Consider the following 19,629-nt stretch of genomic DNA (forward strand, 5'->3'; position numbering starts at 1 on the left):
TATACGGTATAGTTTATTAATTTGCGGATTTTGCTTTTCGCGAGCTTCGCGGGCGCTCCGGTCCGGGAGCGCACACGTTTTGGGTCGATCCCGATCGGAATGAGGAGAATGTCAATGACTGCCTTAAGTCCAACCCCGACCGCCTTGCAGGAAGGCGTGCTGCTCCGAGAGCTGAACCGCAGGGTTACCAACGGTGTTGCCTTCGCCATCGATCTTGTCTCCGCCGCGGCCATCCGGGTCGAGGGGACGGAAGCCAAGTGTGCGCTCCGCGATGTCGTCGAGCTGCTGCATGGCTATGCCGATGTGCATCGTGCGTTGGCCATGCCGGCGGGTGAAACGCTGATCCAAGCCGCGAGCTACATTCGCAAACTGGGCTGTGGCATGCGCCGCGCGGTTCTGGACCGGATGAACATTCCTCTGGCCCTCGCGACCCAATCCCTCGCGCTTCAGCCGGAGCGCTGCTGGCACCTGGGGTTGATCGTTCATGAGCTCGTGATGCACGCGGCAAGACACGCCTGCTTCGACGCCCGCGCCGGGCAGATCAGGATCAAGCTGACGCGCAACGGCGCGCTGGTGAACTGCGTGATCCTGGACAACGGCTGGCGTCCCGCGCGGGAGACTTCGGACCGCGAATTGCGAATCGTGAGGGATATCGCGCGGGCGCTCGGCGGCCGGATCGAGCAGGGTTTCGGCGCCGAATTCACCTCGATTGTCCTCTCGTTCCCGCTGACGGAACGCGAACGGGGGGCGAACTGGTCAATCGCAACGCGCCAGATGAGGGCTCCGCGCCGCACGAGAGCCGCCGGTTCAAATGCCGCGGCCCTCCGTTCCCTGCGCTCCCCAGATGCGCTTGGCGCCCTGTTGTCGCTTTCTCATCCAATGGACGCGTCATGACAAATCAGTGGTCCAATCCGATCCGTCAAAGGCGATGTGCGAAGGCGCTGGTCCTGGCTACCGCACTCGTCGGCCTTGCCCTGAACGGCTGCAACGATCACGCGGCGCCGACCGCCATGCGCGCCGCGCTGGTCCGGACCATGATCGTGCAGCCGCGCGACCGGCAAGCCGCCATCACCTTGACGGGCGAGGTTCAGGCGCGCTTCCACGCCGATCTTTCGTTCCGCGTCAGCGGACGCGTGATTGCCCGCGCCGTGGACGTTGGTGCTCACGTCAACAGGGGCGACGTCCTGGCCCGGCTCGATCCAGCCGAGCAACAGGCCGATGTCGATGCTGCGACCGCGGCGGTGGCTTCAGCCCAAGCCCAGCTGCGCGTGGCGAGAGCTACGTTCGAGCGGCAGAAAGGGCTGATCGCAAGCGGCTTCACCACCCGGACCGTTTACGACCAGGCCGAGGAGGGACTACGAACGACGGAGGGCGTGCTGGAAGCGGCCAAGGCGCAGCTCGGCACCGCGCGCGATGCGTTGGGCTATACCGTCCTGCGCGCCGAGGCCGATGGCGTCATCACAGCGCGAAGTCTCGAGGTCGGTCAGGTCGTTCCTGCCGCCCAACCCGTGTTTTCGCTTGCACAGGATGGGGAGCGGGATGCCGTCTTCGAGGTCTACGAGTCTGTCTTCCTCGGCCAGGCCGACGGCCGGCGCGTCACGCTGGCGCTGCTCTCGGATCCCGACGTGGCAGCGACGGGCGAGGTGAGAGAGATTTCACCCGTCATCGACCCGAAGAGCTCCACGATCCGCGTCAAGGTGTCGATCGAGAACCCGCCGGCTCAGATGACGCTGGGCAGCGCCGTCGCGGGGACGGTCAAGGCGAAAGCGCAGAACGAGATTGCCTTGCCATGGAGCGCGCTGATGGCGGCAGGCAGGAAGCCTGCGGTCTGGACCGTCGATCCGAAAACGCAGACCGCGTCGCTGAAGCCCGTCACGGTCGGCGCTTATGAAGCCGGCCAGGTGCTGATCAAGGCCGGCCTCGACCCCGGCGAGCGCGTCGTCGTCGACGGCGGCAAGCTTTTGAGCCTCGGCCAGTCCGTCACTGAAGAGGGAGGCCGGTCATGAAGCGCCAAGTCATCGCGATCGCCGGCACCCTCGCGACGGCCACGTTGCTCACCGGCTGTCAGCAGGACACGAACGCGCCGGAGCCCGTGCGCCCCGTGCTCTCGATGGTGGCGGAGCCGAACAATGCTCCCAGTTCGGTTGCCGTCGGCGTGATCGAGCCGCGCTACAAGACCAACCTTGGTTTTCGTGTGCTCGGACGGTTGACGTCGCGTCCTGTCTACGTTGGCGACATCGTCAGCGAAGGACAAATCATCGGGTCGATCGATCCTACCGCGCTCGATCTCGCCGTTCGTGCGGCGAGGGCACAGCTGGCGAAGGCCGAGGCGAAGCTTGCGACGGCCAAGGCCACCGAGGAGCGGCAACGCACGCTGATCACCAGCGATGCGACCACCAAGCAGACGCTCGACAATGCCGAGCAGGCGCGCGCGGGCGCGGAAGCCAACGTCGCGCAGGAACAGGCGAGCCTGACCAAGGCGATCGAGCAGCTCGGCTATGCCCGGATCAAGGCCGACTTCGGCGGCGTCGTCACCGCCGTTGGTGCGGAAGTCGGTCAGGTGGTCTCGCCCGGTCAAACCGTGTTGACGGTTGCGCGCCCGGACGTCAGGGAGGCGGTCGTCGATATCGGGGAAGACCTCACCGCGCCGCTCGAGGTTGGTCTTCCGTTCACCGTCAGCCTGCAGCTTCTTCCTGCTGTTCAGGTCGAGGGCAGGATCCGCGAGATTGCGCCGCAAGCCGATGCCGTGACGCGGCTGCGACGGGTCCGGATCGCGCTCGATGATCCGCCCGAAAGCTTCCGTCTTGGCGCGACTGTCACGGCAAAGCCCGGCAAGGACCAGAGCAAGGTCTTGCGACTGCCCGCATCGGCCGTGCTCACCAGGGACGGCGGCGATTTCGTCTGGGTGGTCGATCCGCCCGCCGGCACCGTGTCGCTGCAGAAGATCGACGGTGTCGCCGAACCGGCGGGCATCCGCGTCACAGGCGGGCTTGCCGCGGGCACCCGCGTCGTCACCGCCGGAGTTCACAGCCTCAAGCCCGGACAGCACGTCCGCATTCAACAGGACCAGGAGCCATGAAGTCGTTCAACCTCTCCGACTGGGCGCTCGGCCATCGCTCGCTCATCTGGTATTTCATGATCGCCTTCATGGCGGCCGGCCTGTTTGCCTATCTCCAGCTGGGACGGCAGGAAGATCCTGACTTCACCATCAAGACCATGGTGATCCAGGCGCAATGGCCGGGCGCCTCGCCGGAGGAGATGACCCGCCAGGTCACCGACCGGATCGAGAAGAAGCTGGAGGAGCTCGAATCGCTCGACTACACCAAGAGCGTGACGGTCGCGGGCCAGACCACCGTCTTCGTCTACTTGCGCGATTCGACCAAGGCGGCGGACGTGAAGCCGACCTGGGTCCGCGTCCGCAACATGATCGCGGACATCAAGGGCGATTTCCCGCAAGGCGTGATCGGACCCGGCTTCAACGACCGCTTCGGCGACGTCTTCGGCAATGTCTATGCTTTCACCAGCGACGGCCTCAGTCAGCGGCAGCTTCGCGATCAGGTCGAGGATATCAGGGCCAAGGTGCTGACCGTGCCCGATGTCGGCAAGGTCGATATTCTCGGTGCGCAGGATGAGGTCATCTACCTCGAATTCTCCACCCGCAAGATCGCCGCCCTCGGCCTCGACGTCCACGCCATCATGAATTCGCTGCAGGGCCAGAACGCGGTGGCGCCCTCCGGCGTGTTCCAGGAAGGGCCGGAGCGGATCAGCGTCCGTGTGAATGGCCAGTTCACGTCGGAGGCGAGCCTGAAGGCGGTCAATTTGCGCATCAACGACCGCTTCTTCCCGCTGACCGATGTTGCGACCGTCACGCGCGGCTACGCAGATCCGTCGTCTACGCTGTTTCGATACAACGGTGAGCCCGCCATCGCGCTCGCGATCGGTATGAAGTCCGGAGCCAACCTGCTCCAGTTCGGCGAAGCGCTGAAGCAGGAGATGACGAAGATCATCGCCGACCTGCCGATCGGCGTCGGCGTCCACCTCGTGGCCGATCAGCCCGTCGTGGTCGAGCATGCGGTTTCTGGCTTCACGGAAGCACTGTTCGAGGCCGTGATCATCGTGCTCGGCATAAGCTTCCTGAGCCTCGGCTTGCGGGCCGGCCTCGTCGTGGCGATTGCCATCCCGCTCGTGCTCGCGATCACTTTCGTCGTGATGGCCTATTGCGGCATCTCGCTGCAACGCATTTCGCTGGGAGCCCTGATCATCGCGCTCGGCCTCCTGGTCGACGACGCGATGATCGCGGTCGAAATGATGGTGGCGCGGCTCGAGATCGGGGATCCCCTCGAAAAGGCGGCAACCCACGTCTATACGTCCACCGCGTTCCCGATGCTGACGGGGACGCTGGTCACCGTCGCCGGATTCATCCCGATCGGGCTCAACAGCAGCAACGCCGGCGAGTTCACCTTCACCCTGTTCGTGGTGATCGCGGTCTCGCTGATCGTCTCGTGGCTCGTGGCCGTGTTGTTTACCCCGCTGCTCGGCGTCACCATCCTTCCTGCGAAGCTGAAGGGACATCACGAGCAGAAGGGCCGCGTGGGGCAGCTATTCGCGCGCCTGCTGCTGTTCTGCATGCATCATCGCTGGAGCACCATCGCGATGACGGCCGGCGCCTTCGGGCTCGCCTTGTTCGGCTTGCAGTTCGTGCAGCAGCAGTTCTTCCCGTCCTCGGACCGCGCCGAGCTCGTGATTGATTGGAACCTGCCGCAGAACGCTTCGATTAGTGAGACCAACACGCAGATGGCGCGCTTCGAACGCGAGCAGCTGCAGGACAACGATTCGGTCGAGCATTGGTCGACCTATGTCGGCACCGGTGCGCCGCGATTCGTGCTGTCGTTCGATCTGCAGACCGCCAACGCCTGGTTCGGCCAGCAGGTGATCGTGACCAAGGGCGGAATCGCTGCACGCGACCGTCTTAAGGCGCAGTTCGAGGATTACTTGAGGAAGACCTTCCCGGGCACCGACACCTACGTCAAGCTGCTCGAGGTCGGCCCGCCCGTGGGACGTCCGGTGCAATACCGCCTGAGCGGCCCCGACATCGCCGAGGTCCGCAATCTCTCGCAGAAGCTCGCCGGCGTCATCAGCAGCAGTCCTGACCTCGGCAATGTGGTGTTCGACTGGATGGAGCCGGCGCGCGTCGTCAAGGTCGATGTGCTCCAGGACAAGGCGCGCCAGCTCGGCGTCACCTCGCAAGACATCGCCACCACGCTGAACTCCGTGCTCCAAGGCTCGCCGGTCACGCAGGTGCGCGACAGCATCTATCTCGTCAACGTCACGGGACGCGCGACCGCGCCGGAGCGCGCCTCGATCGACACGTTGCGCGACCTGCAGATGACCGGGCTCGGCGGCCAATCCGTGCCGCTCGGGGCCGTCGCCAATCTGCGCTACGAGCTGGAGCAGCCCACCATCTGGCGTCGCGCGCGAATCCCGACGATCACGCTGAAGGCCGCCGTGGTCAGCAACGTTCAGCCGAAGACGGTCGTCGACCAGCTCGCGCCGAAGGTGGCGGAATTTGCCAAGCAGCTGCCCGCGGGCTACCCGATCAAGATTGGCGGCTCAGTCGAGGAAAGCGCCAAGAGCCAGGGGCCGATCATCGCGGTCGTGCCCCTGATGCTGTTCGTCATGGCCACGGTGCTGATGGTGCAGCTGCAAAGCTTCTCACGCCTGTTCCTGGTGTTCGCGGTCGCGCCGCTTGCATTGATCGGCGTCGTCATGGCCATGCTGCCGAGCGGCGCGCCGCTTGGCTTCGTCGCCATCCTCGGCGTGCTCGCCCTCATCGGCATCCTGGTCCGAAACTCCGTGATCCTGATCGTGCAGATCGAGGATCTGAAGAAAGAGGGCAGGCCCGCCTGGGATGCGGTGGTGGAAGCAACCGAGCATCGCATGCGGCCGATCCTGCTCACTGCCGCCGCGGCAAGTCTCGCGCTCATTCCGATCGCGCGCGAGATTTTCTGGGGCCCGATGGCCTATGCCATGATGGGCGGCATCATCGTCGGCACGCTGCTGACGCTACTGTTCCTGCCGGCGCTGTATGTCGCGTGGTTCAGGATTCATCCAGAGTTCAGCGATGAAGCATCGACTCCGGAAATCATGGAAGGAGCGTGCGGTGCTGCTTCGCCGAAGCCTTTTGCCGGGCATGGCGCGCCAGCCCCTGTTCCGGAACCGGCTGACGGTTGACCATCAGCGGCTCCGATTCTCCTATTATGCGCCTGTTTTGCCCGACGGAGCAAGTCTATTTCTTAAAAACAGAAAAATACCAGCTGCCGACCAGGGGTCGCTACTGTGCATGGGGTTGTTTTCGACATTTGTCGTCGGGCGGCGAGTCGGGTCCTCGACCGGCCTCAGCTATCCACCTTCAGCGCGGCGATGAAGGCTTCCTGCGGGATGTCGACCTTGCCGAACTGCCGCATCTTCTTCTTGCCTTCCTTCTGCTTCTCCAGAAGCTTGCGCTTGCGCGTGATGTCGCCGCCGTAGCATTTCGCGGTGACGTCCTTGCGCAGCGCGCGCACCGTCTCGCGCGCGATCACCTTGCCGCCGATCGCCGCCTGGATCGGAATCTGGAACATGTGCGGCGGGATCAGCTCCTTCATCTTCTCGACCATGGCGCGGCCGCGCCCTTCGGCGCGGGTGCGGTGGACCAGCATCGAGAGCGCATCGACCGGCTCGGCGTTGACCAGGATCTGCATCTTGACGAGATCGGCCGGCTTGTAGTCGGTGAGATGATAGTCGAACGAGGCGTAGCCCTTGGAGACCGACTTGAGGCGATCGTAGAAGTCGAACACGACTTCGTTGAGCGGCAGGTCGTATTTCACCATGGCGCGGGCGCCGACGTAGGTCAGCTCCTTCTGCGAGCCGCGGCGGTCCTGGCACAGCTTCAGCACGCTGCCGAGATATTCGTCGGGCGTGAGGATCGTCGCCTCGATCCAGGGCTCCTGGATCTCCTCGATCTTCACCACGTCGGGCATGTCGACCGGGTTGTGGATCTCGAGCTCGGTGCCGTCGGTGAGCTTCATCTTGTAGATGACGCTCGGCGCCGTCGCGATCAGGTTGAGATCGAATTCGCGCGACAGCCGCTCCTGGATGATCTCGAGGTGGAGCAGGCCGAGGAAGCCGCAGCGGAAGCCGAAGCCGAGCGCGGCGGAGGTTTCCATCTCGAAGGAGAAGCTGGCGTCGTTCAGCCGCAGCTTGCCCATCGCGGCGCGCAGCGTTTCGAAATCGTCGGCATCGACCGGGAACAGGCCGCAGAACACCACGGGGATCGCCGGCTTGAAGCCGGGCAGCATTTCCGTCACCGGCTTCCTGTCGTCGGTGATGGTGTCACCGACACGGGTGTCGGCGACTTCCTTGATCGCGGCGGTGATGAAGCCGATCTCGCCGGGGCCGAGCTCGTCGACCTGCTGCATCTTTGGTGTGAAGAAGCCGACGCGCTCGACGTCATAGGCTGCGCCCGTGCCCATCATGCGCACGCGCTGGCCCTTCTTCATGGTGCCGTCGACGATGCGCACCAGCACGACGACGCCGAGATAGACGTCGTACCAGCTGTCGACCAGCAGCGCCTTCAAGGTCGCGTCGCGATCGCCCTTCGGCGGCGGCAGGCGGGTGACGACGGCTTCCAGCACGTCGGGAATGCCGAGGCCGGTCTTGGCCGAGATCATCACCGCGTCGGAGGCGTCGATGCCGATGACGTCCTCGATCTGTTGCTTGACCTTCTCCGGCTCGGCAGCCGGCAGGTCGACCTTGTTCAGGACGGGGACGATCTCGTGGTTGTTGTCGAGCGCCTGGTAGACGTTGGCGAGCGTCTGCGCCTCGACGCCCTGGCTGGCGTCGACCACGAGCAGGGAACCTTCACACGCCGCGAGCGACCGCGAGACTTCGTAGGCGAAGTCGACATGGCCCGGCGTGTCCATCAGGTTGAACACGTAATCCTTGCCGTCCTTGGCGCGGTACTGCAGGCGCACCGTCTGCGCCTTGATGGTGATGCCGCGCTCGCGCTCGATGTCCATGGAATCGAGCACCTGCTCCTTGCCCGCCATTTCGCGGTCGGAGAGGCCGCCGGTCATCTGGATCAGGCGGTCGGCCAGCGTCGATTTGCCATGGTCGATATGGGCGACGATGGAGAAATTGCGGATGTTGGAAATGGGGACGGTCGTCATGGGCGCGGGATACCACTCACATCCCCGTGCGGCAACCATATTGCTGTAATTTCAGGGCCTTTCTTCACGCCAAGCTGATTCCACCGGGCCCTAAAACGCGCTACGCAACGCCGATGTCAACGACCTCGATCTCTTCCGCCCGAACGCGGGTAAAACCCCGGGTGAGCTTCGACCGCTTCCGGGCCTGGCTGGTCGCCTACGCGACCGCCCCCTCGGCACGGCTCTGGCTGGTGATCCAGCTCGCCATCCTGCATGCGGTGATCTGGACCTTCATCCTGATCAATCTGAAGGCAGCCCAGGACGTTCACATGGACGTCGCAGAGGCCTATGGCTGGGGCCAGAAATTCCTGTGGGGCTACGGCAAGCATCCGCCACTGTCGGGCTGGATCGCGGGGCTGTGGTTCAGGGTCTTCCCGGCGGCGGACTGGGCGACCTATGCGCTCGCGATGGCGACGGTCAGCACCGGCATGGTGATCTGCTGGCTGGTGGCGATGCGCGTGGTGGATGCGCGGCGCGCGTTCCTGGTCGTGGTGATGGTCGCGCTCTACCCGATCTTCAATTTCAAGGGCTTCAAGTACAACCCCGATCTGCTTCAGCTGGTCACGCTGCCGCTCGTCGTACTCGCTTATCTCAACGCCTTCGAGAAGCGGAGCTGGCAGTCGGGCATCTGGCTCGGGCTTGCCGGCGCGCTGGCGCTGATGACGAAGTATTGGGTGCTGACGATGATCGGCGCCGTCGGCCTTGCTGCGCTGATCCATCCTGAGCGGACGAAATTCCTGTTGTCGCCGGCGCCCTGGGTCGCGATCGCGACGATGGTGCTGGCGATGATTCCGCACATCGTCTGGCTTGCGGACGCGCATTTCGTGCCGCTGACCTATGCCGGCGATACCTACAGCCTCGAGGATGCCAGTGAGGTGCGGCAGTTGGTGTTCGGCTATGTGCTGCACAATGCCGCTTTGCTCGCGCTGCCGGTGGCGCTCGCCGCGCTCGCGATGGCGTGGGTGCCGCCGTGGCTGACGCTGCTCATGCGCGCCCCCTCGCGCATCGTTACGCGAGCCTGGGCGCGCGGTGTCAATCCGGGCGTCGATGTTTCGCAGGCGCGCAACATCTGGATCATCCAGCTCATCGTTGCAGTCGGACCGCCGCTCGGCGCGCTCGCCTTCAGCATCTACATGAAAACCGATTGGGGCATCTCGCTGTTCTTCCTGGTGCCGCTCGCGCTGGTCGCGATCCCGGCGTTGCGGGTGCAGAGCGCGGTGTTGTTCAACATCACCGCGATCTGGTTCGTGCTCAGCGTCGCGACGCTTGCGGCTTCACCCTGGATCGCCGCGCGCGAGATGGCAGCGAACACCGGCAATACCGCGACCTATGGCGCGCGCTCGGAGCTGGCGCGCGAGCTGACCCAGGCCTGGCACACGCGCTTCGCCTCGCGCTGGGCGATCGTCGCCGGCACCATGGAATCGATCCAGCCGATGGTGTTCTACAGCCCCGACCATCCGGCCGCGTTCACGCCGAACGAAGCTTGGTCCTCCGGGCTGACGTCACTCGATGACGTCAAGACGTACGGCTTCATCGGCGTGTTCGATCCGACCGACGGCCGATTGCCGGCGTTCGAAAAATGGGTGTCTGAGATCGCGCCGAACGCCGAGCGCATGGTGATGACGACGCGCCGCTTCACCCACGGCAAGGCCGGCCCGTCAATGACATGGAACATCTACATCGCCCCGCCGGCGAAGTGATCGAGGGACCTAAACGCCTTCCTCGTTGAATTTGCTTTCAACGAGCTCGGTGATCGCCGCGAGCGCGGCTTCCGCATCTGCGCCGGCGGCGGCGACGGTGATCGTCGTGCCGGGTCCTGCAGCCAACATCATCAGGCCCATGATCGAGGTGCCGCCGACGGTTTCGCCGCCGCGCGTCACCCACACCTGCGCCTCGAAGCGCTCGACCGCCTGGACGAATTTCGCCGAGGCGCGCGCATGCAGGCCGCGCTTGTTGATGATCAGGAGCTCCTTGGAGATCGCGCCCGCGGGCACGCCAGTCCCCGCTTGTGGCGCGTCGTCGCTCATTTGCCAGCGAGCACGCGGCTGGCGATGGTGACGTATTTGCGGCCGGCCTCCTGCGCCATCGCGATCGCGTCGGGCAGCGGACGCTCCTCGCGCACCTTGGCGAGCTTCACCAGCATGGGCAGGTTGATCCCCGCGAGCACCTCGACCTTGGGTCGGCTCATGCAGGAAATTGCGAGGTTGGACGGCGTGCCGCCGAACATGTCGGTGAGGATCGCAACGCCGTCGCCGGAATCGACGCGGTTAACCGCCTCGATGATGTCGCTTCGGCAGAGATCGGAATCGTCTTCGGCACCGATCGTTATCGCTTCGATTTGCTTTTGTGGGCCCATGACATGTTCAAGCGCTGCCTTGAATTCGTCGGCAAGGCGCCCGTGGGTCACAAGTACTAGACCAATCATCGGAAAACTCCCGCGGGCGCTTTTGGTGCACCGCACGAACGCGCCACTTTGACCATCCAGAGCCCCCGCGCAAGAGGGGATGTTGCGTATCTCCCTGAATCTAGACGGATGGATGAGGGGAGCTGCGCCGGTCTACTCGGTCGCGAGTGTGGGGTTCATATGGTTACCATTTCCCTTCAAACAATCGGCGGAAGGGTTAGTGGGAGGTTAACTCTTGGTAGTGGTCAAGGCGGCGACAACCAACGGGAGCGGTAAATAGTCGCGGCTGACAGGGATTCGCGGTATTTCGACACCAAAAATGGCTGTTTTCAGCGATTCCGGCGGCGGCAGGCGTTCGGCGTCGCCGGCAACCAGATCAACCACCAGGCCGACCGTCGCATGCTCCACAAAGTCGCAGCGGCGGATTCCGAGCCCCCGAATCTCGATCAGCCCGGCCAGGCGCGGGATGGGACGAACCACAATTTCATCGCCGACTGTCGCCAGATGGACACGGTCGTCGCCGACCAGGATGGCGCTTCCGATCACGCCGGATCGGCCCGCCATGATCAAATCGAAGGCAAGACGCGACTTGCCGGAGCCCGAAGGCCCGCGGATCAGCACCGCCAGGGGCCCGACCTTGACTGCGGAGGCGTGAACGCTCGGGCCGCCGTCCTTCGAATTGCCGTCGCTCATAGCGCCGGCAGCCTCACCACGAAACGCGCGCCAGCGACCGTCGGCGCGCCGTCTTCGTCTGCGGGGCCAGCGCGATTCTCGGCCCAGATGCGTCCGCCATGAGCGTCGACGATCTGCTTCGAAATCGAGAGCCCGAGGCCGGAATTCTGGCCAAAGCCCTGATGCGGCCGGTCGGTGTAGAAGCGCTCGAAGATGCGCTCCAGCGCGTCGTCGCGAATGCCGGGGCCGTCATCGTCGACCACGATCTCGATCTCGCCGCGGACTCGGCGGCAGGTGAGGCGCACCTTGCTGCCGGCTTCCGAAAACGACTGCGCGTTGGAGAGCAGGTTGGAGACCACCTGCCCAAGCCGCGAATCATGGCCGCTGACGGCGAACGTGTCGGTCGGGCTCCGGCCCTCGAAGCGCGCCTCGACGGCGACGTCGTGGCCGAGCTTCGTTTCGTTGGCGACCGCAACCAGCGTGCCGAGGAGCCGCCTGAGATCGACCGGGATCGCATCCTGCCGCTGCAATTCGGCGTCGAGCCGGCTCGCATCCGAAATGTCCGAGATCAGCCGGTCGAGCCGCTTGACGTCATGCTCGATCACTTCGAGCAGGCGCGCGCGGCTGTTCTCGTTGCGCGCCAGCGGCATCGTCTCGACCGCGGAGCGCAGCGAGGTCAACGGGTTCTTCAGTTCGTGGGCGACGTCGGCGGCGAACATCTCGATCGCTTCGATTCGCTTGTAGAGCGCGCTGGTCATGTCACGCAGCGCGCCCGAGAGATGGCCGATCTCGTCGCGGCGACGCGTGAAGTCCGGAATTTCGACACGGCTCTTGATGCGCCGGCGAACACGTTCGGCGCTGTCTGCAAGCCGGCGCACGGGCCCTGCGATCGTGCTCGCAAGCAGCAGCGACAGCATGATCATGACGGCGGCAGCGACGCCGCCGACTTTCAGAATCGCGAGGCGCTCGGCCGTGACCATCTGATCGATCTCGTCGCCTTGGGTCGACAGCATCAGCGCACCGTGGATGGCGCGCGCCCGCTGCACCGGAACCGCGACGGAGACGATCACCTCGCCGCGCGAATTGACGCGCACCATCGAGCGCTTCTGGCCCTGGAGCGCATCGGCTACTTCGACATAGCCCTTGCCGTTCTCGCGGCCGAGTTCGCGATAGAGCGGCAGATCGCCGCGATTGAGCCAGGTCCGCACCGGGACCATGATGCGTTCGGCCAGCCCCGGCTTTTCCGACAGCGGCGGCAGCGGAAAGCCCCGAACACTGTCGAGATCACGGCTGTCGAGCAGCACGCTGCCGTTGGGATCGAAAATCCGCGCGCGGGTCTTGGTCGGCGAGATCAGCGTGCTCAACACCGGCGCAACGCGCTCGGGATTGATCGGGAAATCCAGCGAATCATCCATTCCGCCGTAGCTCTCGCCCAGCTTCAGGTCGAGCAGCTTCTCGGGGTCGACGGTGATCGCATTGGTCTGGACCGTCGCCGAGGCGCCGATCGCGCCGGCGATGATCTCGGCCTGCACCAAAAGGCTCTGCGCGCGCGCGTCGATCAGGCCGGCGCGGAACTGCGACAGATACAGGATGCTCGCAACGAGGGCGACAAGGCCGGCGAGGTTGAGCGAGACGATGCGGCGGGTTAGGCTGGAGAAGGACAGCGCGAAGAAGAACTGCCCGGCGCGCTTGAGCCAGTTCAGCGGTCCCCAGCCCTTCGCAACAGGCTTCTCCCCATGATCCAGGGCGCCGTGGGATGCGGTCTCCTCGGCGTTCGAACTCGGATCAGGCTGCGTTCGGTCAAGCAATGCTTACGCCCGCGTTAGGACGGCTCGTGCGACGGTCACTGTATCCTAGAGCATGATCCGGAAAAGTGTGCAGCGGTTTTCCGAAAGATCATGCTCAACAATAAACTGAAGCACGCCTGCGCTTCAGAGCATGTCCGGTTCTGATGGAATCAGAACCGGCGCAAACCCTCATCTGCTGTGAAGGCGCGTTGCGCCTCAGGCTTCCTTGAAGCGGTAGCCGACACCGTAGAGCGTCTCGATCATTTCGAACTCGTTGTCGACCACCTTGAACTTCTTGCGCAGCCGCTTGATGTGGCTGTCGATGGTGCGGTCGTCGACATAGACCTGGTCGTCATAGGCGGCGTCCATCAGCGCGTTGCGGCTCTTGACCACGCCGGGCCGGGTCGCCAACGCCTGAAGGATCAGGAATTCGGTGACCGTCAGCGTCACCGGCTCGTTCTTCCAGGTGCAGGTATGCCGTTCCGGATCCATGCGCAGCAGGCCGCGGTCGAGCGCCTTGGCGTCGTTCTCCTTCGGAGCGACAGTCGGATCCTTCGGCGCCGAGCGGCGCAGCACCGCCTTGACGCGTTCGACGAGGAGGCGCTGCGAGAACGGTTTGCGGATGAAATCATCCGCGCCCATCTTGAGACCGAACAGCTCGTCGATCTCTTCGTCCTTGGAGGTCAGGAAGATGACCGGCAGGTCGGACTTTTGGCGCAGCCGGCGCAGCGTCTCCATGCCGTCCATGCGCGGCATCTTGATGTCGAGGATGGCAAGATCGGGCTGGGTAGTACGAAAACCGTCAAGCGCGGAGGCGCCGTCGGTGTAGGTCATGATGCGGTAGCCTTCGGCTTCCAGCGCGATCGAGACGGATGTGAGAATGTTGCGGTCGTCGTCGACCAAAGCGATTGTGGGCATGAGCCTCTGCTTTCTGCTTTCCGTTTGGGTCGTGGCTTAAACGGCGAGCAATCCAGTGATGCGCCGCATACATGGGTGCCGAATTTGGCGTTCGAACCTTGTCACCGAGCAATGCAAGCTGGGCTGAAGTGTGACCAAGTTCCACGAAACACGGCGGATTCGCCGCATATCGACCCATAACCGGGCTCGGGTTTACCCGAAAAAAGGCCCGCTTTGCAACCACCTGAGCCGAGAAAGCCGATGCAACCGACCCCCGATTTCAACCCCGCAAAGCTCGCCAAGTCGCTGCTGAGGCGGTCACGGCAGGGGGCACTCGCAACCCTCATGCCCGGCAGCGGTGACCCCTATTGTTCCCTGGTCAATCTGGCGAGCCACCCTGACGGCTCGCCGATCCTGCTGATCTCGCGGTTGGCCGTCCATACCAGGAACATCCTCAGCGATAACAGGGTTTCCCTGATGCTGGACGAGCGCGCCGCCGGCGATCCGCTGGAGGGCGCCCGGATCATGCTGTCGGGCCGGGCCGAGCAGGACGATAAAGAGAAGGAGCTGCTGCAGCGGCGGTATCTTAATGCCCATCCCTCGGCCGAAGCCTTTGTCTCATTTGGGGATTTCTCGTTTTTTCGGATCCGCCCCACGGGAACCCATCTGGTCGCCGGTTTCGGCCGAATCGTCGACCTCAAACCGGAGCAGTTCCTCACTGACCTCACCGGGGCCGGGGACCTGCTGGCGGCGGAGGAGGGCGCGGTCGAGCACATGAATGCCGATCATCGCGATGCCATGGGCCTTTACGCAACCGGACTGCTCGGCGCGGCCGCGGGCGACTGGCGCTGCACCGGCTGCGACCCGGAAGGTCTCGACATGCAGGATGGCCAGACCGCACTGCGGCTGGATTTTCCGGAGCGGGTGACTGATGGCGCGGCGTTGCGCAAGATGCTGGTCCGCCTGGCCGGCGAAGCGCGCGCCACGATCGACCCGACGCCCTGACTGACTGCGACAAATTGAACGTCGCCTTCCATCGCTGCGACCCAAGATCGTGATCGGTCCGAGGTAGCAGCGAGGGTTCATGACACATCGTTTGGCATTGGCTGCAAGCCTGGCGCTCGCGATCGCCGCGTCGCCTGCCACGCCAAGTCTCGCCCAGAAGGGCGATCTCTCCGGGCAGAGCGCGCGGATCAATGCGCTTAGAACGGCCGGGAAATATGCCGAAGCGCTCCCATTGGCGCAGGCCATGGTGGCCTCGCTCGAGAAGACCAGCAACAACCGTGATCTTGCCGCGGCGCTCAACAACCTCGCCCAGATCCAAGCCGACCAGGGACACGACGATCAGGCCGAGCCGATTTACAAGCGCGCGATCGCACTGATGGAGAAGGGCATCGGCCTCGACAGCGTCGAGATCGCGCCGGTACTGAACAATCTCGCTGCGCTCGATCAGCGGCAGGGCCGCTTCAGCGATGCCGAGCCGCTGTTCAAGCGCGCGCTTGCGATTCGCGAAAAGGCGCTGCCGCGCGAGCATCCCGATGTCGGTCAGTCCCTGAATAATCTGGCCACACTCTATGTGAAGCAGGAGCACTTTTCGGAGGCCGAGCCGCTGTTTCAGCGCGCGCTAGCGATCTTTCAGAAGGTCGGCGGTCCCGAACATCCCGCGGTCGCGACACTCCTGAACAATCTCGGTCAGCTTGATCGCGATCTCGGCCGCGATGCTGATGCCGAAGCGCCGATCAAGCGCTCGCTCGCGATTCGCGAGAAGGTGTTAGGACCGGACCATCCCGACGTCGCGCGATCCCTCAACAATCTCGCCGGTCTCTACGAGCACCAGCAGCGCTATGCCGATGCCGAGCCGCTGTATCGCCGCGCGCTTGCCATCCGCGAGCGTGCGCTGGGTCCGGATCATCCCGATGTCACGACATCGACCAGTAATCTTGCTCATTTCCTCCACGTGTCCGGGCGAACCGCGGACGCGTTGCCGCTCGCGGAAAAGACGCTGGCGAATGATCGCGCGCAATTGCGTGTCGTGCTGCCGGTCCTGTTCGCCGCCCGCCAGCAATCCCTGTTGCCTGGGGACAAGGCTCTGGACGAGGCGCTCGCGGCGATCCAGCGCGGCACGCAATCCTCCGCCGCAACGGCCGTGAACAAGCTCGCAGTGCGGCTTGCGGCCGGCAGCGACCGGCTCGCCGAGTTGGTGCGCAAGGATCAGGACATTGCGGCTGAATCCGAGGCGCTCGACAAGGCGATCATCACGGCTGTGTCGAAACCGCCGGCGCAACGCGATGCCATCTCCGAGCAGCGCAGCCGCTCGCGGATCGCGGCGATTGCAAGCGAGCGCACCGGCTTGCAGAAGACGCTCGCGGTCGAGTTCCCCGACTACGCCTCGCTCTCCAACCCGCTGCCGCTGGCGGTGAAGGATGTGCAGTCGCTGCTGTCGGCTGACGAAGCCATGGTGCTCTATTCCGTCGTCGACAAGCGCAGCTATGTGATCGCCATCACGCGCGACGGCGCCGACTGGAAGGAGATCCCGCTTGGCGCGGACGCGATGGCGCAGAAGGTCAGTTCGTTTCGCCGAGGTCTCGATGTCGGCAAGGCGCGCGAGGGCTCCGGCAGATCAGGTCTGTTTGATCTCGCGCTCGCCAACGAGCTCTACGTAGCGCTGCTCGGCCCGGTCGAGGCGCTGGTCAAGGACAAGCGCAGCCTGCTCGCGGTGCCGTCGGGCGCGCTGACGGCGTTGCCGTTTCATCTGCTCGTCACGGAGCCCCCGCAAGCTGCAATCCCCGATACGCTCGAGGGCTATCGCAGCGCCGCCTGGCTGCTGCGGCGTCAAGCAGTCTCCGTGCTGCCGTCGGTGGTCAGCCTGAAATCGCTGCGCGCCTTTGCGCGGAAGGACGAGGGCGTCAAGCCGATGACCGGCTTTGGCGATCCCGTGTTCAACCCCGCTCAGGAGGGCCCGGCTGATCGTCGCGCTACGAGCGGCAAGGTCGCCGCGCGAAACATTGCGACATCGGCCTATACGGATTTCTGGCGCGGCGCGGGCGTCGATCGCGCACGGCTTGCGCAGGCGCTGCCGCAACTCCCGGATACCGCGGACGAGCTGAATGCCGTGGCGAAGGACGTCGGTGCTGGAGATGCCGACATCCATCTCGGCCGCGATGCCAGCGAAGCGACGCTCAAGCGTGCAGCCCTTGCTCAATACAGCATCATCTACTTTGCAACGCACGGCCTCGTCGCCGGCGATATCAAGGGGGTGGGCGAGCCGTCGCTCGCGCTCTCCATTCCCGAACAGCCTTCCGAACTGGATGATGGTTTGCTCACCGCGAGCGAAGTTGCGCAGCTCAAGCTCAATGCAGATTGGGTCGTGCTGTCGGCTTGCAACACGATCGCCGGCGACAAGCCCGGCGCCGAGGCCTTGTCGGGACTTGCCCGCGCCTTCTTCTATGCCGGCGCGCGTGCGCTCCTGGTCTCGCATTGGGCCGTGGATTCGGAAGCTGCTACGCGCTTGACCACGTCGACTTTCGATCTGCTCAAAAGCGAACCAGAAATCGGCAGAGCCGAAGCCCTGCGGCGCGCGATGTTAACGTATGTTGATGACGCATCGTCGCCCCGCAATGCCTACCCCGCGATGTGGGGAGCGTTCGCGCTCGTTGGCGAAGGTGCGATACGATGAAGCGGCGCAGCATTGTGCGTCGCAAAACATGTGATAACGCCGAAACCGCCGTTTGGTTGCGCGATCATGGGTGATTTTTGCATAAGCCTGATCGACGCTGATATGCGCGACGTTTGGCGCGGTCCTTGAATAAACCAATTCCTGCGGGATCAGCTTGGCAACGCCAGCGTTCACCATTATTAGGTCGTCCAGCCGAGGCCGGACGGCCTATAATTCACGGTGACCGCGAAGGCGCCAGAGCTTGATTGCGCTTGATGTCGCGGGTTCTAGGAGGATATTTCGTGCAAGAGACGGGCGTGCGCAACGGTGCCTTCGGCGCCGACAAATTCGGCTTAAAGAATCTCAAACGGGTTCACTGGAATCTCGGCGCGCCGCAGCTCTACCAATATTCGCTCGCTGCGGGCGAGGCGGTGCTATCCGCTGATGGCGCACTCTGTGCCGACACCGGCGAATTCACGGGCCGCAGCCCGAAGGACAAGTTCACGGTGCGCGATGCCACCACCGACAAGAAGATGTGGTGGGCCGGCAACCAATCGATCACCGCAGAGCAGTTCGAGACGCTCTATCAGGACTTCCTCAAGCACGCCGAGGGCAAGAGCCTGTTCGCGCAGGATCTCTACGGCGGCGCCGATCCGGCCTACCGGATTAAGACGCGTGTCTTCACCGAGCTCGCCTGGCACTCGCTGTTCATTCGCACGCTGCTCATTCGTCCCGAGGCGATCGAGCTGTCGACCTTCGTGCCGGAGCTCACGATCATCGACATGCCGAGCTTCCGTGCCGATCCCAAACGTCACGGCTGCCGTTCGGAGAACGTCGTTGCGATCGATTTCGCCCGCAAGATCGTCCTGATCGGCGGGTCTTATTATGCCGGCGAGATGAAGAAGTCGGTCTTCACCACGTTGAACTACTATCTGCCCGAGCGCGGCGTGATGCCGATGCACTGCTCGGCCAATGTCGGCGCCAAGGGCGACACCGCGATCTTCTTCGGGCTCTCCGGCACCGGCAAGACCACGCTGTCGGCCGATCCGAACCGCACCCTGATCGGTGATGACGAGCACGGCTGGGGCCCGAACGGCGTGTTCAATTTCGAAGGCGGCTGCTACGCCAAGTGCATCAAGCTCTCGCAGGAAGCCGAGCCGCAGATCTATGCGGCGTCGACGCGGTTCGGTGCGGTGCTCGAGAACTGCGTGCTCGACGAAGACACCCGCGTGGTCGATTTCGACGACGGCTCAAAGACCGAGAACACCCGGTCGGCCTATCCGCTCGACTTTATTCCGAATGCTTCGCGCACCGGCCGGGCGCCGCAGCCGAAGAACGTGGTGATGCTCGCCGCCGATGCCTTCGGCGTGCTGCCGCCGATCGCCAAGCTGTCGCCGGCGCAGGCGATGTATCACTTCCTCTCCGGCTACACCGCGAAGGTCGCCGGCACCGAGCGCGGCCTCGGCAACGAGCCGCAGCCGGAGTTCTCGACCTGCTTCGGCTCGCCCTTCCTGCCGCTCGACCCATCCGTCTACGGCAACATGCTGCGCGACCTCATCGCCCAGCACAATGTCGATTGCTGGCTTGTCAATACCGGTTGGACCGGCGGCAAGTACGGCGTCGGCAGCCGCATGCCGATCAAGGTGACCCGCGCGCTGCTCACCGCCGCCCTCGACGGCTCGCTTCGCAACGTCGAATTCCGCACCGACAAGTATTTCGGCTTCGCAGTTCCGACCGCGCTGCCGGGCGTGCCGAGCGAAATCCTCAACCCGGTCAACACCTGGAAGGACAAGGACGAGTTCGACAAGACCGCCCGCGCGCTGGTCGGCATGTTCCAGAAGAACTTTGCCAAGTTCGAAGCCCAGGTCGATGCCGAAGTTCGCGCCGCCGCGCCCGACGTGAAGCTGGCGGCGGAGTGAGGGCGCGGATCGGTTCGAATGCAAAAGGGCGGCCGCGAGGCCGCCCTTT

13 protein-coding genes and 1 pseudogene are annotated in these 19,629 nt (G+C 64.2%); 8 read left to right on the forward strand and 6 right to left on the reverse strand.

The features are described 5' to 3' along the window. Nucleotides 1-114: 114 nt before the first annotated feature. The 4 genes from X265_RS04235 to X265_RS04250 are packed head-to-tail and all read left to right on the forward strand — an operon-like array spanning nucleotide 115 to nucleotide 6,231. On the forward strand, nucleotides 115-894 hold the full coding sequence (locus X265_RS04235) for a sensor histidine kinase family protein (RefSeq protein WP_244659445.1): 780 nt from the start codon (nucleotides 115-117) through the stop codon (nucleotides 892-894). Beyond that, nucleotides 891-2,006 (forward strand): efflux RND transporter periplasmic adaptor subunit, encoded by a 1,116-nt coding sequence (locus X265_RS04240; RefSeq protein WP_128963769.1) that lies wholly within the window; start codon nucleotides 891-893, stop codon nucleotides 2,004-2,006. The genes X265_RS04235 and X265_RS04240 overlap by 4 nt, the downstream gene beginning before the upstream one ends. Further along, nucleotides 2,003-3,079, forward strand: a complete 1,077-nt coding sequence (locus X265_RS04245) for an efflux RND transporter periplasmic adaptor subunit (RefSeq protein ID WP_128963770.1) — start codon at nucleotides 2,003-2,005, stop codon at nucleotides 3,077-3,079. The genes X265_RS04240 and X265_RS04245 overlap by 4 nt, the downstream gene beginning before the upstream one ends. Beyond that, the gene (locus X265_RS04250; RefSeq protein ID WP_244659446.1) at nucleotides 3,076-6,231 is read left to right on the forward strand and encodes an efflux RND transporter permease subunit; all 3,156 of its coding nucleotides are present in this window, start codon (nucleotides 3,076-3,078) and stop codon (nucleotides 6,229-6,231) included. Before X265_RS04245 ends, X265_RS04250 begins: the two co-directional genes overlap by 4 nt. Nucleotides 6,232-6,395: 164 nt before the next feature. Here the strand turns inward: X265_RS04250 and lepA are convergent, their stop codons facing one another. Continuing rightward, nucleotides 6,396-8,207, reverse strand: a complete 1,812-nt coding sequence (gene lepA / locus X265_RS04255; protein ID WP_128963771.1) for a translation elongation factor 4 — start codon at nucleotides 8,205-8,207, stop codon at nucleotides 6,396-6,398. Nucleotides 8,208-8,320: 113 nt separating this feature from the next. On the opposite strand from lepA, the gene X265_RS04260 reads away from it, so the two are divergent. Beyond that, complete coding sequence (locus tag X265_RS04260; protein ID WP_128963772.1) at nucleotides 8,321-9,946, forward strand: glycosyltransferase family 39 protein; 1,626 nt, start codon at nucleotides 8,321-8,323, stop codon at nucleotides 9,944-9,946. 9 nt (nucleotides 9,947-9,955) lie between these two features. Here the strand turns inward: X265_RS04260 and X265_RS04265 are convergent, their stop codons facing one another. The 5 genes and pseudogenes from X265_RS04265 to X265_RS04285 all read right to left on the reverse strand — a co-directional run bounded on the left by X265_RS04265 (nucleotide 9,956) and on the right by X265_RS04285 (nucleotide 14,027). Beyond that, nucleotides 9,956-10,273, reverse strand: a complete 318-nt coding sequence (locus tag X265_RS04265; protein ID WP_128963773.1) for an HPr family phosphocarrier protein — start codon at nucleotides 10,271-10,273, stop codon at nucleotides 9,956-9,958. Further along, on the reverse strand, nucleotides 10,270-10,671 hold the full coding sequence (locus X265_RS04270; protein WP_007597752.1) for a PTS sugar transporter subunit IIA: 402 nt from the start codon (nucleotides 10,669-10,671) through the stop codon (nucleotides 10,270-10,272). Before X265_RS04270 ends, X265_RS04265 begins: the two co-directional genes overlap by 4 nt. Nucleotides 10,672-10,881: 210 nt before the next feature. Beyond that, nucleotides 10,882-11,343, reverse strand: a pseudogene (locus X265_RS04275) (HPr kinase/phosphorylase); the annotation flags it as partial. After that, on the reverse strand, nucleotides 11,340-13,130 hold the full coding sequence (locus X265_RS04280) for a sensor histidine kinase (RefSeq protein ID WP_164938418.1): 1,791 nt from the start codon (nucleotides 13,128-13,130) through the stop codon (nucleotides 11,340-11,342). The pseudogene X265_RS04275 and the gene X265_RS04280, both read right to left, overlap by 4 nt. A gap of 195 nt (nucleotides 13,131-13,325) precedes the next feature. Next, nucleotides 13,326-14,027: a response regulator transcription factor gene (locus tag X265_RS04285; RefSeq protein WP_008542552.1), complete on the reverse strand. Its 702-nt coding sequence runs from the start codon at nucleotides 14,025-14,027 to the stop codon at nucleotides 13,326-13,328. 240 nt (nucleotides 14,028-14,267) lie between these two features. Here X265_RS04285 and X265_RS04290 point away from each other — a divergent pair, with 240 nt between their 5' ends. From X265_RS04290 to X265_RS04300, 3 genes are all read left to right on the forward strand, one after another. After that, entirely contained in the window at nucleotides 14,268-15,011 is a 744-nt protein-coding gene (locus X265_RS04290) for a HugZ family pyridoxamine 5'-phosphate oxidase (protein ID WP_128963775.1), read from the forward strand. 79 nt (nucleotides 15,012-15,090) lie between these two features. Then, complete coding sequence (locus tag X265_RS04295; RefSeq protein ID WP_128963776.1) at nucleotides 15,091-17,682, forward strand: CHAT domain-containing tetratricopeptide repeat protein; 2,592 nt, start codon at nucleotides 15,091-15,093, stop codon at nucleotides 17,680-17,682. Between the two features lie 281 nt (nucleotides 17,683-17,963). Beyond that, complete coding sequence (locus X265_RS04300; protein WP_128963777.1) at nucleotides 17,964-19,580, forward strand: phosphoenolpyruvate carboxykinase; 1,617 nt, start codon at nucleotides 17,964-17,966, stop codon at nucleotides 19,578-19,580. The last annotated feature ends 49 nt before the right edge of the window (nucleotides 19,581-19,629 follow it).

Origin of the sequence: Bradyrhizobium guangdongense (assembly GCF_004114975.1) — a bacterium.
Lineage (GTDB): Bacteria > Pseudomonadota > Alphaproteobacteria > Rhizobiales > Xanthobacteraceae > Bradyrhizobium > Bradyrhizobium guangdongense.